14 protein-coding genes are annotated in these 14,830 nt (G+C 63.2%); 7 read left to right on the plus strand and 7 right to left on the minus strand.

Going from position 1 to position 14,830, the window contains the following annotated elements; genetic code table 11:
• Positions 1-12: 12 nt before the first annotated feature.
• Genes C0456_RS05765 through C0456_RS05775 form a run of 3 tightly spaced genes read right to left on the minus strand, consistent with a single transcriptional unit; the run spans position 13 to position 1,990 of the window.
• Positions 13-216 carry a DUF2892 domain-containing protein gene (locus C0456_RS05765; RefSeq protein WP_291049449.1) on the minus strand — a complete coding sequence of 68 codons (204 nt, stop codon included), beginning with the start codon at positions 214-216 and terminating at the stop codon, positions 13-15.
• A 22-nt stretch (positions 217-238) separates the two neighbouring features.
• Positions 239-694 (minus strand): thioredoxin domain-containing protein, encoded by a 456-nt coding sequence (locus C0456_RS05770; protein WP_291049452.1) that lies wholly within the window; start codon positions 692-694, stop codon positions 239-241.
• A gap of 24 nt (positions 695-718) precedes the next feature.
• Positions 719-1,990 carry an FAD/NAD(P)-binding oxidoreductase gene (locus C0456_RS05775; protein WP_291049455.1) on the minus strand — a complete coding sequence of 424 codons (1,272 nt, stop codon included), beginning with the start codon at positions 1,988-1,990 and terminating at the stop codon, positions 719-721.
• Positions 1,991-2,127: 137 nt separating this feature from the next.
• On the opposite strand from C0456_RS05775, the gene C0456_RS05780 reads away from it, so the two are divergent.
• The 6 genes from C0456_RS05780 (at position 2,128) to C0456_RS05805 (ending at position 9,837) form a co-directional block, all read left to right on the plus strand.
• The gene (locus C0456_RS05780) at positions 2,128-2,487 is read left to right on the plus strand and encodes a rhodanese-like domain-containing protein (RefSeq protein ID WP_291049457.1); all 360 of its coding nucleotides are present in this window, start codon (positions 2,128-2,130) and stop codon (positions 2,485-2,487) included.
• A 25-nt stretch (positions 2,488-2,512) separates the two neighbouring features.
• Positions 2,513-3,466 carry an efflux RND transporter periplasmic adaptor subunit gene (locus tag C0456_RS05785; protein WP_291049459.1) on the plus strand — a complete coding sequence of 318 codons (954 nt, stop codon included), beginning with the start codon at positions 2,513-2,515 and terminating at the stop codon, positions 3,464-3,466.
• Between the two features lie 6 nt (positions 3,467-3,472).
• The gene (locus C0456_RS05790) at positions 3,473-6,757 is read left to right on the plus strand and encodes an efflux RND transporter permease subunit (protein WP_291049461.1); all 3,285 of its coding nucleotides are present in this window, start codon (positions 3,473-3,475) and stop codon (positions 6,755-6,757) included.
• A complete protein-coding gene (locus tag C0456_RS05795; protein ID WP_291049463.1) occupies positions 6,738-7,064 on the plus strand; it encodes a metalloregulator ArsR/SmtB family transcription factor in 327 nt (108 codons plus the stop codon). Before C0456_RS05790 ends, C0456_RS05795 begins: the two co-directional genes overlap by 20 nt.
• Before the next feature lie 72 nt (positions 7,065-7,136).
• Complete coding sequence (locus tag C0456_RS05800; RefSeq protein ID WP_291049465.1) at positions 7,137-8,777, plus strand: MFS transporter; 1,641 nt, start codon at positions 7,137-7,139, stop codon at positions 8,775-8,777.
• Between the two features lie 79 nt (positions 8,778-8,856).
• Complete coding sequence (locus C0456_RS05805; RefSeq protein ID WP_291049468.1) at positions 8,857-9,837, plus strand: NADPH:quinone oxidoreductase family protein; 981 nt, start codon at positions 8,857-8,859, stop codon at positions 9,835-9,837.
• A 32-nt stretch (positions 9,838-9,869) separates the two neighbouring features.
• On the opposite strand, the gene C0456_RS05810 is transcribed toward C0456_RS05805, so the two are convergent.
• Positions 9,870-10,706, minus strand: coding sequence for a metal-dependent hydrolase (locus C0456_RS05810; RefSeq protein WP_291049471.1), 837 nt, complete (start codon positions 10,704-10,706; stop codon positions 9,870-9,872).
• An 89-nt stretch (positions 10,707-10,795) separates the two neighbouring features.
• Between C0456_RS05810 and C0456_RS05815 the strand changes: the two genes are divergently transcribed.
• Positions 10,796-11,389 carry a TetR/AcrR family transcriptional regulator gene (locus C0456_RS05815; protein ID WP_291049473.1) on the plus strand — a complete coding sequence of 198 codons (594 nt, stop codon included), beginning with the start codon at positions 10,796-10,798 and terminating at the stop codon, positions 11,387-11,389.
• A 43-nt stretch (positions 11,390-11,432) separates the two neighbouring features.
• Here the strand turns inward: C0456_RS05815 and C0456_RS05820 are convergent, their stop codons facing one another.
• From C0456_RS05820 to C0456_RS05830, 3 genes are all read right to left on the minus strand, one after another.
• Positions 11,433-12,692 carry an acyl-CoA dehydrogenase gene (locus C0456_RS05820; protein ID WP_291049476.1) on the minus strand — a complete coding sequence of 420 codons (1,260 nt, stop codon included), beginning with the start codon at positions 12,690-12,692 and terminating at the stop codon, positions 11,433-11,435.
• Between the two features lie 15 nt (positions 12,693-12,707).
• Positions 12,708-13,832 (minus strand): acyl-CoA dehydrogenase family protein, encoded by a 1,125-nt coding sequence (locus C0456_RS05825; RefSeq protein WP_291049479.1) that lies wholly within the window; start codon positions 13,830-13,832, stop codon positions 12,708-12,710.
• A 128-nt stretch (positions 13,833-13,960) separates the two neighbouring features.
• Entirely contained in the window at positions 13,961-14,767 is an 807-nt protein-coding gene (locus C0456_RS05830) for an enoyl-CoA hydratase/isomerase family protein (protein ID WP_291049481.1), read from the minus strand.
• Positions 14,768-14,830: the final 63 nt, after the last annotated feature.

The raw sequence follows: 14,830 nt of genomic DNA on the forward strand, positions 1-14,830 counted from the left end.
AGCTGCCGGCGCCTATTTGAAGGCGCAGCCTTCCTTCACGCCGAACATCTTGAAGATCATCGCCGCCGGGCAAAAACCAGTGACGGAGGCCTGCAACATGTTAAGGCCGGCAAAGGCCGTCAGCAGGAACCAGTAAGGCGAGACGAAATATCCGAGCGCCAGGCTGGCAAGCACAACGCAGCCAGCAAAAGCGAGAACAGCACGATCAAGGTTCATTTGAAGTTGCTCCGTTGAGGGATCAGTTGGGGGATGGCGCCAGGCCAAACAGGCCACGCACCCAGCGCTCAAGCGCGCCGCCGCCGGGCGCGCCCGCCTGTTTGGAGATTTCCCGGCCGCCCTTCCAGGCAACCAACGTCGGCACGCCGCGAATATTGAGGCGAATGGCGGCATCGGGGTGACGGTCGGTGTTGATCTTGTAGAAGCGAACATCCCCTTGAAGATGTTCCGCCGCCGTCGCGTAATGCGGCGCCATCATCCGGCAGGGACCACACCAGGGCGCCCAGAGATCGACCACAAAGGCGCCGGTATCCTTCTTCTCAAGCATCTGCATCTGGTCGTTCGTGATATCCATCGGCTGGGGCGTTGCCAGCGCCTCCGAGCACCGGCCACATTTTGCCGCCGCGAGCGACTTGTCTTCCGGCACGCGGTTGACCGCATTGCACGCCAGACACACGATCATTCTGTCTTCCGCCATGTCTGCCTCTCCTTGAAGGCGCCTTCAGCCTTTCAGCTTGTAGGTCTTGATGAGGGCCAGAGCGGCGTTCTCATAGAACGTCTCCGCCTTTCCGGCCCTCACCTTCCCGATGAAGTATTTTTCGAATCCGACTTTTGCCGTGTGGACCCAGCCGCCCGAGCCAGACCAGTTCACATTGCGCGGCGGGATCTGGGGCTGAGCAATGAAGGCGACGCCCTTGTCGCCGAAATCTGCAAGGCAGATGGCGTTCCAGGTCGCTTCATGGGTCGGTTCCTTGCCATCCAGGATGTCGGCCAGATTCCGAGCGGTCGCGGTGACCATGGACTCGATCATGAAGCCTGTTTTCGGCACGCCCACCGGAACCGGCGTCTTGCCGACAGGCGGTATCGCGATGCAGACACCGAGCCCGAAGATTTCCGGATATTTCGGGTTGCGCTGATGCTTGTCCGTCAGGATGAAGCCGCGCGGATTGGTGAGCCCTTCAATGCCATGCACGGCTTTGACACCTCTGAAGGCGGGCAGCATCATCGAATATTTCATCGGCAGTTCGTGAACCTGCTTCACGCTGCCATCCTCATTGACTTCCTCGACCGTCATCTTGCCGGCCTCGGCCTTGACGACGCGCGCATTGGTGATCCACTTGATGTGGCGCTCACGCATCTCGCTTTCCAAGAGGCCCTTGGTGTCGCCAACCCCATCAAGACCGAGATGGCCGATATAGGGCTCGGAGGTGACGAAGGTCATCGGCACGCGGTCCCGGATCTTCCGTTTCCGGAGTTCCGTCTCGATGATCATCAGGGTTTCATAGGCCGGCCCATAGCAGGACGCGCCCTGCACCGCGCCGACGATGACCGGGCCGGGATCCTGGCAGAACTGCTCGAAAGCCGTGTGCGCGGCTGTGGCATGGTCGATATGGCAGACCGACTGGGTGAAGCCCTCAGGGCCAAGCCCCTCGATCTCGTCGAAGGCCAGCTCCGGACCTGTTGCGATGACGAGATAATCATAGTCGACAAACCGGCCGTCGCTCATGCGGACGCGCTTTGCCTCGGGCTCCACCCGCTCTGCCTTGCCGACAATGAGGTCAATGTTCCGCTTCTTCATGGGACCTGCGAGGTCTACCAGAATGTCCTCGCGCTCGCGCCAACCGACGAGAACCCACGGATTGGACGGAACAAACTGATAGAAATCCGTCTCGTTGATAACGGACACACTATTCTCCCGCCCGACCGCGTGGCGGATTTCGTAAGCGGCGATTACCCCGCCAAGGCCAGCCCCCAGAACGACGATTTTAGCCATTTTTCTGCGCTCCCATCTTGATCAGAAAGATAATTGTATTTTATTGTTTTATAAAATACGTATTATTGCTTATGGCTCAAGGGGGAAAATTGCGGTTGTGACAAACCATCCCGAAAGCCTGCTTACGGAGACCAATCATGAGCGACCCGAGAGACCTTGATCCCAAAGCTGTTTTTGACGCGCTGAAGCGCGGCGAATTGCTGCTGATCGATGTTCGCGAACCGGCGGAATTTGCAAACCAGCGCATTCACGGCGCCCTGCTCTATCCGCTGTCGACCTTCGACGCCCGGGCCATCCCGGCAAATCCGGGCCGGCGGATCGTTTTCCAGTGCGGATCGGGCAAACGTTCGCGCATGGCACTCGACAAGTTTCTGGCCGAGACCGGCGCAGAGGCCGCCCATATGGCAGGGGGCATCGGCGCGTGGAAATCCGCCGGCCTGCCTTGCGTTTCCATCAACCCAGCGACCGGCGCGGTCGAAGATCATGGCCGTTACTGAGATGCGAACACTTTTTGTTTCAGCCATGGCCGCACTGGCCATTTCGGGCCAGGCGAATGCCCAGATACTGACGGTCGAGGAGTCGATTGTCGTGGACTATCGCCCCGTAATCGCGCGCATCGAAGCGGGCGATACGGCGACGGCGCGCTCGCGCCTGCAGGGCGTGGTGACACGGCTGAACATCGTCGAGGGCCAGATCGTCAAGGCCGGCGAGGTCGTGGCGATCGTGACCGATGATACAATTTCACCGCAGCTCTCCTCGCTCAGTTCGCGGATAGAAGGGCTGAAGTCCCAGATCCGGCAGTCTGAAGAAGATCTGACGCGGAATGAGGGATTGCTCGCGCGCGGATTTTATCCGAAGGCACGGCTCGACGAGGAACGCACGACGCTGGATGTGCTGCGGCGCAGCCTGGCATCGACAGAAGCCGAACGCCGGGCCCTCTCGGCCCGCGAAGCGGAAGGACGCATCCTGGCGCCAGCCAACGCGCATGTGACGGCCGTAAATGTGGTGCAGGGCTCTGTGGTCTCGCCCGGCGAAATTCTTGCGAGCTTTGCGACCGTGAACGGGATCGTGCGGCTTGCCCTGCCCGAGCGCCATGCCGCCTCGATTGCCGAGGGCGAAACGATCTCGCTGCGCCTGCCTTCCCGCTCGGATGATATTCGCACCGCAACGATCATGAAAATCTATCCGGAACTCCGTCAGGGGTCGGTCATTGCCGATGCGACGGTTCAGGGCGGGCTCACGGCGCTGTTCGGGGAGCGGGTTGACGTGCTCGCACCGGTCGGAGAGCGGCGGGCCATCCGTATTCCGAAGGAATATGTCTCGACGCGCTTCGGGGTGGACTTTGTGCGCGTCGCCGTGGGTGAGCGCTTCGTGGACGCACCTGTGGCGCTGGCGGCCCCGCTGGTGGACGATACGGGACAGTATGAAATCCTCTCGGGCCTGCGGCCCGGCGATAAAATCCAGAAACCGGAATAGAAGCAGATGAAACCGGACCTTTCGGGCTCCATTACGCGGTCGACCATCCGGTCGCCGCTGACGCCGCTTTTCCTGCTGACCGCGCTGGCTGTCGGCCTGATCGCCCTGCTGACGATTCCGCGGGAAGAAGAACCGCAGATTTCCGTGCCGATGGTGGATATCCTGGTGTCTGCGCCGGGCCTCAAGGCCGCCGACGCCGTGGAACAGGTAACCAAGCCGCTGGAGAGCATCATCCTGGCACTGCCGGATGTGGACCATGTCTACTCCCAGACCCAGGATGACGCCGCGATGGTGACCGCGCGGTTCGATGTCGGCACCGATGCCGACAATGCGATCCTGCGTGTGCATGAAAAGATCCGGGCAAACCTCGATTCCATCCCTTATGACGTGCCGATGCCGCTGGTGGTGGGGCGCGGTATCAATGACGTTCCGATCGTGACGCTGACGATTTCTCCCGATGCGTGGACGGGCGATGTGTGGAACGACACGGCGCTGCGCATGCTGGCAGACGAGCTGCGCAATGAGCTGATGAAGGTTCCAGATGTCGGCATCACCGATGTGATCGGCGGGCGGCCTCTGGAATTGCGGGTCGAGCCGGATATCCAGGCGCTGTCGGCGCAGGGTGTTTCGCTGCAGACCCTGGTGCAAAGCGTACAGAACGCAGCCGCCGCCCTGCCGTCCGGCCGGGCCCATCAGGATGGCAACTCCCTGATCGTGCAGGCGGGTGACCGTATCAATGCCGTCCACGAACTGGAGCGGCTGCAGATCCGGGGCGCGGGCGGGCGCGTCGTGTATCTGAGTGATGTGGCGAATGTGAAGGTAACCGGCGCAGAAACGGACACGCGCGTGTGGACCATGCTGCATGGCGAGGATGGGAACTTCAGCGCCGCGCCGGCGGTGACCGTGTCGCTGGCCAAGCGGCCGGGCGCCAACGCCGTGGTCGTGTCGGAAGCAATCCTCCACCGGGTAGAGGCCCTGAAAGGCAATCTGATCCCGGAAGGCATTCATGTCGAGGTGACCCGCGATTATGGCGAAACGGCAAACCACAAAGCCAATGAACTGCTGTTCCACCTTGGCCTTGCGACCATTTCCATTGTCGTGCTGATCGCGTTCAGCATCGGCTGGCGCGAAGCGCTGGTGACGCTGATCGTCATTCCGACGACCATCCTGCTCACCCTCTTCGCCTCGCTGATGATGGGCTACACCATCAACCGGGTGAGCCTGTTTGCACTGATCTTCTCCATCGGCATCCTTGTGGATGATGCCATCGTGATCATCGAGAACATCGCCCGCCACTGGGCCATGAAGGACGGGCGCACCCGCATTCAGGCCGCCATTGAGGCGGTCTCCGAAGTTGGCAACCCCACCATCATCGCCACGCTGACCGTGATTGCCGCGCTCCTGCCGATGATGTTCGTGTCCGGACTGATGGGGCCCTACATGGCGCCCATCCCGGCGAACGCTTCGGCGGCAATGCTGTTCTCCTTCTTTGTGGCCGTGGGGATTGCGCCCTGGCTGATGATGAAGATTGCCGGCAAGGCGCCGCTGCACGGGGCGCATGATGGCGTGCACAGCGAAACGCGTCTCAGCCGGTTTTATGGCCGGGTGGCGGCGCCGATTGTGGCGTCGAAACGGAACGCCTGGATTTTCCTCGGCATTGTCGGGGTTGCGACGCTGCTGTCGCTGACGCTGTTTGCTACCAAGGCGGTGCCGGTAAAGCTGCTGCCGTTCGACAACAAATCCGAAATCCAGGTGATCGTGGACCTGCCAGAAAGTGCAACGCTGGAAGATACCGAGCGGGCGCTGTTTGCGCTGGCCGATGCCATTGGCCCGGTCGAGGAAATCACCACCATTCAAGCCTATGCCGGCACGGCAGCGCCGTTCAATTTCAACGGTCTGGTGCGCCACTATTTCCTGCGCGCAAGCCCCGAGCTGGGCGACCTTCAGGTGAACCTGACGGCCAAGGAACACCGCAAGCGGGCGAGCCATGACATTGCGCTTGACCTGCGCGAGCGGCTGCTGGCTGTGCCCCTGCCGGAGGGGGCGAAGGTGAAGGTGGTGGAAGTGCCGCCGGGCCCGCCAGTGATCTCTACCCTGATGGCGGAAATCTATGGCCCGACGCCGGAAGCGCGCCGCAAGACGGCGGCGATCATCGAGCGCTTCTTCGAGGAGACCGATTTCATCGTGGATGTGGACAACTCCATGGGTGACCGGGCCCCGCGCCTGACCTTCGGGATTGATGAGCCAGCCGCGGCAGATGCCGGGGTTCTGCAGCAGGATATTCTCGACGCCATCGGCATGGCGTTTGGCGGGCAGACCGTGGGCGTAAGCCCGCGCGGCGAAGGCCGGGATCCGCTGAATATCCGTGTCTATCTCCCCCGGTCTCAGCGCAGCTGGACCCAGGAGATGGCCGCCATTCCCATACCGCGCCGGCTGGCCGGGACAGATGCCGTCCCCATCGAACTCGGCGAACTGGTCGAGGTACGCGAAGAGGCTGGCTCCGCCACGATTTTTCGCCGGGACGGGCATTTTGCCGACATGGTGATGGGCGAACTGGCCGGGCGGTATGAGGCACCGATCTACGGAATGTTCGAGATTCAGGACCGGATAAAGGCGTTCGACTGGGCGTCCGAGGGCCTTGAGATGCCGGCGGTGAGCCTCTATGGGCAGCCGGCCGACGAGACGGGCACGACGGTTCTGTGGGATGGCGAATGGGAGGTGACGTATGTGACCTTCCGGGACATGGGCATGGCATTCGGTGTGGCGCTGCTGGGGATCTATATCCTGGTGGTGGGCCAGTTTGGCACCTTCCGGGTGCCGCTGATTATCCTTACCCCTGTCCCCCTCACCCTGATCGGCATCATGATCGGGCACTGGCTGTTTGGGGCCGCATTTACAGCGACTTCGATGATCGGCTTCATTGCGCTGGCCGGGATTATCGTCCGGAACTCCATCCTTCTGGTGGACTTTATCCGCCACACGACGGACGCCGAGAAGCCGCTGAAGGAGGTGCTGCTGGAGGCCGGGGCGATCCGCTTCAAGCCGATCGTGCTGACGGCGCTGGCCGCCATGATTGGGGCGGCGGTGATTTTGACAGACCCGATTTTTCAGGGGCTGGCGATTTCGCTGCTGTTCGGGCTCGCCTCGTCTACTGCCCTGACAGTATTGGTCATTCCGGCGATTTATATTGCCATTCGCGGGCCAGACTGGCGCCCGGCACGGACAGATGATGGACAAATCCGGACAGTTTCGGACACGGGAGAGACAGACGGTGCCCCTCAGCAGACGTAAAAAGGACGAGGCGCTGACCATCGTTTCGGCCCGCGTTCAGGAGGCGGCCGAAGTGATGAAGGCGATGGCGAGCGAGACCCGCCTTAAGATCATGTGTGCCCTCGCCGGGGGAGAGCTGCCGGTGAACCAGCTGGCTGACCTCACCGGGCAGAGCCAGTCGGCCGTCTCCCAGCATCTGGCCAAGCTGCGGGCGGCCGGGCTTGTCCAGAGCCGGCGGGACGCGCAGACGATCTACTATCGCTGCCGCCCCGGCATCGCGCAGGACATTATCGACACGCTGTGCGGGTTTTACGGCACGAAGGGCTGAGGGCCGGGCGCTGACCCTTGCGCCGGGGGGCAATCACTTCCACCATCGGGCAATTGTTCCAGATTGCTCCCGATGACTGACGCGCCGGCCCCCAACCCTTTCTCCATTCCCCTGTTCAAGCGCATCTGGGTGGCCAATATCGCCTCTCAGTTTGGCGGGCTGATCCAGAGCGTGGGGGCAGCCTGGCTGATGGTGCAGCTGGGCGGGAGCGAAACCCAGATCGCGCTGGTGCAGGCCTCCGTCACCCTGCCGATCATGATCCTGTCGCTGCTGTCGGGCGCGATCGCGGACAACTTCCCGCGCCGCACGGTGATGCTGGTTTCCCAGTTCTACATGTTTGCGGTGTCTGCGATCCTCTGCGTGTGCGCCTATCTCGGCGGGCTGAGCCCCTGGCTGCTGCTGACCTTCACTTTCCTGCTCGGCTGCGGGACGGCGTTGAACGCGCCCTCCTGGCAGGCGACAGTGGGCGATATTGTGCCCCGCCAGACGATTGCCGCCGCCGTGGCGATGAACAGCCTGGGCTTCAACATTGCGCGCACGGCCGGACCGGCGCTGGGCGGAGCGATCGTGGCAGCGGCGGGCGCCGCCGCCGCCTTCGCGGTGAATGTGCTGAGCTATGTCGGGATCATCTATGTGCTGCTGGCCTGGAAGCCGGAACGGCCCGCAAAGCCGGCGCTGAAGGAAGACCTGCGCACCGCCATCGGCGCAGGCGTGCGTTATGTGTCGATGTCGCCGCCGATCCGGCAGGTGATGGCGCGGGCGGCCCTGTTTGGCATTGCGGCGAGCGCGGCGCTCTCCCTGCTGCCGCTGGTGGCGCAGGATCTGGTGGGCGGGGGCGCGATCACCTTCGGCATCCTGTACGGCGCCTTCGGCATTGGCGCGGTGATCGGCGCGCTTTCCAACAGCCGGCTGCGCCGGAATTTCACCGCCGAGACCGTGCTGCGGATGACGATCTGCGCGATCATCACGGGCGTCGTCATCGTGGCGCTGAGCCGCTGGCTGCCGCTGACGGTGTTTGGCCTCGTGATCTGCGGATCGGGCTGGCTGCTGTCGATGGCGACGATGAATGTGACCGTGCAGATGGCGGCGCCGCGCTGGGTGGTGGGCCGGGCGCTGTCGCTCTACCAGATGTCTGTATTCGGGGCGATGGCAGTGGGAAGCTGGATCACCGGGCAGCTGGCCGAGAGCCATGGGGTATCGGCCGCGCTGCTGACCATGGCGGCGGTGCAGTCGATCAGCCTGTTTGCCGGACTGTTCCTGCGCCTGCCGCAGGTGGATGAACTCAACCTTGACCTGACGGGCCGCTGGCGCGCGCCGGAGACGCGGGTGCCGGTGGAGCCGCGCAGCGGGCCGGTGCATGTCTCGGCCAAATATCGCATCCGCGAGGCCGATATTCCGCGCTTTCTGGCGACCATGAATGAGCGCCGCCGCATTCACCTGCGCGATGGGGCGCGGGCCTGGTCTCTGGTGCGCGATCTGGGGGACCCGGAGATCTGGGTGGAGCAATACAGCTTTGCCCGGTGGCTCGACTATGTGCTGCACAATGAGCGGCGCACCCATGCCGATGATGTGAGCAACAACATCATCAAATCCCTGCATCAGGGCAGCTGGCCGCCGGAAGTCCACCGGATGCTGGAGCGGCAGGTGACCAGCGTGACCTATGATCCCGAGCTTGCCTCGCCGACTTCCAGCGATCCGACGCGGCCGCACTGAGGTTTCCCCTTCGTCGGGTATGGCCAATGCGCGCCCTGCCATGCTTTGACGGTGGCAGACCTGAAGGAGAGATTGACCGATGAAAGCTGCCGTCGCCGATACGCTGGACTCCCTGGAAAGCTACCGCCTGAAGGATGTGGACCTGCCGGTGGCGGGGCCAGGGCAGGTGTTGATCAAGGTGGCGGCCTGCGGGGTGGGCTATGTCGACTCGCTGGTGGCGCTGGGGCGGTATCAGGTGAAGCCGCCGGTGCCGCATACGCCGGGCCAGGAAGTGGCCGGCACGGCAGAAGCCGTTGGCGAGGGCGTTGCCCATGTGGCGCCGGGCGACCGCGTGATGACAATGACCGCGAAGGGATTTGCCGAATACGCCGTGGCCGCCGCGCCGATGGTGGTGAAGCTGCCAGAGGCCCTCAGTTTTGCCGAAGGGGCGAGCCTGCCGCTGAACTACATAACCGCGATGCACGCCCTGAAGGATCGCGGCGCGGTGGCAGACGGCGAGACGGTGCTGGTGTTCGGCGCAGCCGGCGGGGTGGGCTCTGCGGGCATTCAGGTGGCCAAGGCGCTGGGCGCGCGGGTGATCGCGGCGGCCTCCACCGAAGAGAAGCGGGCCTTTGCGCTGGCCCATGGCGCAGACCTGGCGATTGATACGTCCCCGGAGGGATGGCGCGACCGGCTGAAAGCGCTCACAGATGGCAAGGGGCCGAATGTGATCCTCGATCCGGTTTGCGGGCCGCTGTTCGAGCCGGCCTTCCGCTCGCTTGCCTGGCGCGGGCGGCATCTGGTGGTGGGCTTTGTCGGCGGGCCGATCCCTGCCCTGCCCTCAAACCTTACCCTGATGAAGGGCGCGGCCCTTCTGGGCGTGGATGTGCGCCAGTATCTGCAATATGAAACCAGGCGCGCGATTGGCGACCTGCACCAGCTGGCCGAATGGGCGAGCGAGGGCAAGATCAAGCCGCCGGTGGGCCGGGTTTATCCCTTTGCCGAATTTGGCGAGGCGATGGTGTTTGCCCTTTCCGGACAAGGCACCGGCAAGGTAGTGCTCGATGTTGCAAAAAGCTGATCCGGCGGGCCGCAGGCCCTCAGGCAAAGCCCTTATTCGGCGGCGACCAGATCGAACTCGCTGCGCCATTCGTCCATCAGGGCACGGTTGTCGTGATCCCAAGGATGGAAGCCCGGCTTGAACCAGCTGATCCAGATTTTCCAGCCGCGCGCGAAGAAGCCAGGCTTCTTCCAGAGGAAGTTCCTGACCGCCTTCTTCGCCTCTTCAGGCGTGTAACCGTCTGCTTCCAGCATCCAGGTTGAATAGGTGGCGATATTCCGGGTGAAGAAATAGCTGATGAGCGCCATGGCCATGCAGCGGCGGAAATAGCGCTTCACCGGCGACCAGCCCTTGGTGACTTCCATGAACACGTCATAGGTGACGGCCTTGTGCTCTGTCTCTTCCATCGCATGCCAGCGCCAGAGGCGTTCGATCTCGGGATCGGTCTTGCTGAACATGTCGGCGTGGAGGGCGCGCATGTCGGCGAGCATGGCGGTGAAATGCTCAAGGCAGATGGTGGCGATCAGCATCCGCATCGGGCCCGCAGAGCGAGAGAAGGCGATCCGCTCCCGGATCATCGCTTCGACGCGCTCGACGGGGTATTTGGTGCGGTCAATGGCCTTGTTCAGCAGGTGATGCTCGCGCGAGTGGATGGCTTCCTGGGCGATGAAATCCTTCACATCCTGGGCCAGCTTGCCATCAAGCCGGTCCTTGTAGGCGCGGACAGCATCAATGAAGAGGCGCTCGCCATCCGGGAAGGTCAGCGACAGCGTGTTCATGATGGCGGTGGCCACCGGGTCGCCGTCCATCCAGTAACCGGTCTTGGCAGCGTCCATATTGAAACGGATGTCGCGGGGGTTGATCGTCACATCTTCAGGAGAGCGTTTCATCAGTCTATCTCGCAAATATTGCTGACAGGAGCGGCAGTTAGCCCGTAAGCTTCGGCCTTGATGATGAAGAATGGCAATTACTGACAAAAATGTCAATAGATAAGACGAAGACGCCCCGAATCCGCCGTTCGCCAGAGGCCTCGCGGGAGAATATCCTGATCGCCGCCGAGCGCCTGCTGGTGGCGCAGGGGCCCCAATCGCTGCGGCTGGTCGATGTGGCGAAAGCGGCGGGCGTGGCCAATGCGACCGTGCTGCATCACTTCGGCACCATCGACGGCGTGCAGAGCGCGCTGATGGAGAAGATGATTGGCGAGCTGGTGAGCGGCCTCCTGGAGATGGACCTGCCGGCAGACCCGAAGGCGGCGCGGGGCATCGCGATCCAGAAACTGTTTGACGCGTTTGAGACCAAGGGCGCCGCGCGGCTGGCCGCCTGGCTGGAGCTGACGGACGAGTCCCGCAGGCTGCGGACGGTGCGCGAGGCGGTACAGACAATCATCCGCCAGAAGATCAATCAGCCGGAGCTTTCCGAAGCGCAGCTGGAGGATTCCATCCTCATCAGCGTGATCCTGGCGATCGGGGTGGGCCTGTTCGGGCCGACGCTGGGTGAGCTGCTGGGCAAACCCTCTGACCGCGCCCGGCAGATTGCCGTGAAACTTCTGGAGTCCGATTTCAGCAAGAGCTGACCGCCCCGCTAGCCACAAGGGCTGACGGGGGATCAGGAATGGCCTACTTCTTCTTGCGGCCGCTGGTCGGGATGTCCTTGAACGGAACATCCTTGTCGACGCGGATATCCCCTGGCAGGCCTAGGACGCGTTCGCCGATGATGTTGCGCAGGATCTCGTCCGAGCCGCCTTCGATGCGGGTGGCCGGAGAGCGCATCAGCATCGCCTGGAAGCGGCCCTGCTGCGGGCTTTCTTCATTCCAGAGCACGCCCGCTTCGCCCTGAAGGTCGAGCGCGAACATCGAGAGTTCCTGCATGGTGGCACCGGCAACAAGCTTGCCGATGGAGTTTTCCGGGCCGGGGATCTCGCCCTTCGACAGGGCGGAGATGGCGCGCATGCCGGTATATTTCAGGCCGCTCTGCTTGACCGCGAACTGGGCGAGCTTCGAGCGGACGCCCGAATCCTTCACCGCCGGTTCGCCATCGATTTCGGCTTCCATGCAGAAGCGGAAGAGTTCCGGGAAGCCGGTGGACATGCCCGAGCCAATCGACAGGCGCTCGTTCATCAGCGTGGTGAGCGAAACTTCCCAGCCCTGCCCCACTTCGCCGAGGCGCTGGGAATCGGGGATGCGGACGTCTGTGAAGTAAACCTCGTTGAAGCTCGACTGGCCATTGGCCTGCTTGATCGGGCGCACTTCCACGCCCAGGCTCTTCATGTCCAGGAAGAACATGGTGAGGCCCTTGTGCTTGGGCACATCGGGGTTGGTGCGGGTGATCAGGAGGCCCCAGTCGGAATACTGCGCGCCGCTGGTCCAGATTTTCTGGCCATTGATGATCCAGTCGCCTGAACCATCCTCAGCCTTCACCGCGCGGGTGCGCAGGCCGGCAAGGTCTGAGCCGCTGGCGGGCTCGGAGAAAAGCTGGCACCAGATGGTTTCGCCGCTGGCGAGCGGGGGCAGCAGCTTGCGCTTATGCTCTTCGCTGGCCCAGCTCATCACCGTGGGACCACACATGCCGTGGCCGATGGTGAAAACGCCGGTAAGGGCTGCATACGGACCTTCTTCCTGGCCCCAGATCACGCGCTCGATCGGCGAACGGGCGCCGCCGCCATATTCCTTTGGCCAATGGAGGCAGGCCCAGCCAGCGTCTGCCTTCTTCTTCTGCCAGGCCTTGCCGGCGGCGATGGGATCTTCGCTCACCACGCCGTTGGAGCCGAAGCTCGCCCGGTTAAGCTCCTCAAGCAGATGCTTGGGGGCGTTGGCATCGATCCAGGCGCGCACTTCGGCGCGGAAGGCGGCTTCTTCAGGTGTATCTTTGAAATCCATGTCTCTTTCCTCCCCTTATGCAGCCGTCTCGGCATTGCCGGCGCTCATGCGCTCGATCAGCTGGCTTTCCCAGCTCGACAGCGACCCGAGCGCAACGGCCAGGGCATTGGAGCGGCGGTAATAAAGGTGGCAGTCAAACGCCCATGTGAACCCCATCCCGCCATGCACCTGAATGTTGTTCTTGGCGCAGTGCTGGAACGCTGTGGTCGCCGACACGCGGGCCGTTGCCGCCGCCACCGGAAACTCTGCCGCGCCGGAGTTCAGCGCCCAGGCGCCGTAATAGCAGTTGGAGCGGGCGAGCGTCGCGGAGACGTACATGTCTGCGAGGATATGCTTGATCGCCTGGAACGAGCCGATGGGGCGGCCAAAGGCCATACGCTCCAGCGCATAGTCGCGGGCGATCTCAAGCGCGCGGTCGGCGCCGCCGACCTGTTCAAAGGCCATGAGCACGGCGGCGCGGTCCAGCACCTGGCTGGCAATGTGCCAGCCATCGCCTTCGCCGCCGAGGAGCTCTGCCGGGGCGCCGTCAAAGGTGAGGCGGGCCTGGCTGCGCGTGGGATCAATCGACTCCAGCGTTTCGCGGGAGACGCCCACCCCGGAAAGATCGATGAGATAGAGGGAAACCTGACCCTTCTCATTCTTCGCGGCGACGACGGCGACATCGGCCACATCGCCATCGGCGACGGGAGATTTGATGCCTTTCAGCCTGCCGCCGGAAACCGTGGCCTTGATCTTGGCGGGCGACATGCGGCCCTGCCCCTCGGCATAGGCGAAGGCGCCGATGGCTTCCCCAGCGGCAAGTTTCGGCAGCCAGGTTTCCTTCTGCTTTTCCGTGCCCGCAAGCATCAGGAATTCGGCCGTGAGGTAGATTGAGGAGGAGACCGGCACGGGCGCCAGCACGCGGCCAAGCTCCTCTGCGACCACACACAGCTCCAGATGGCCAAGGCCAACGCCGCCATATTCCTCGGGGATCGCCGCGCCCAGAACGCCAAGCTCGGCAAGGCCCTGATACAGTTTCTTGTCGTAGCTTTCCGGGCCTTCAAGAATGGCGCGGACAGTGTCGGATGTGCAGTTCTCGCTCAGGAAGCGGCGCACCTGTTCGCGCAATTGCTTCTGTTCGTCCGAGAAATCCAGGTTCACGAAGGGCCTCCAGTTTCTGACAGGCGCGGTCCATTAGGGACCCCCGCGCCTTCTCCCGTTTTTATGATTGGTGCGAGTTTCAGGACGGCCCCTGCGGCAGGTCAACCCATGCCGCAGAGAAAGGCGCGTCAGGAATAGTTCGGCTTGCGCTTCTCGAAGAAGGCGGCGATGCCTTCGGCGAAGTTGGGGTCGGTGGAGGTGAGGATCTGGTTGCGGTCCTCGATCGCCATCGCTGCTTCCAGCCCGCCAGCATCAACTGCCAGGTTCAGCCCGTCCTTGGTGAGGCGCAGGCCGAGGGGGGTGGCGTTCAGCATGTCTTCGGCAAACGCCTCGGCCTCCCTGCGCAGCTCCGTATGCGGCACGACGCGGTTGGCGAGGCCGATCTGCATCGCCCGCTCGGCGGTGATGAAGCGGCCTGTCAGCATGTATTCGCTCGCCAGCGATAGGCCGATCATGCGCGGCAGGAAATAGGAGACGCCCATATCGCAGGCAGACAGGCCGATGCGGATGAAGGCGGCGTTCATGCGCGCGTCTTCGCTGAGGATGCGGATGTCGGAGGCCAGCGCGAGGGCAAAGCCGCCACCCGCCGCCGAGCCCTGTACGATGGAGATGATCGGCTGCGGGCAGCGGCGCATGGCAACATAGATTTCGGCAATCGACCGCTGGCCGTCGAGCCCCTGTTCCGGCGTGCGCCGTGTGCCTCCCCCCTGGCGGCTGGAGGATTCCTTTAGGTCAAGGCCTGCGCAGAAGGCGCGGCCTGCCCCTTCCAGGATGACCACCCGGACCGAGCGGTCATAGTAAAGCTTCTGGAATGCCTCGCGCAGCTCGCTGACCATCTGGGTGTTGAGCGCGTTCAGCGCTTCGGGCCGGTTCATCGTGATGCGCAGCACGGCGCCCTGCTGATCGAGGATGAGCGTTTCGCGCGGCGTGGTCATGAGCCTGTCTCCCTTGCTGGTTCCGGGGAGAGTGAAGCGCCGCCCGCGCGCGGCGTCCAGACC

The organism is Hyphomonas sp. (assembly GCF_013823385.1).
Lineage (GTDB): Bacteria > Pseudomonadota > Alphaproteobacteria > Caulobacterales > Hyphomonadaceae > Hyphomonas.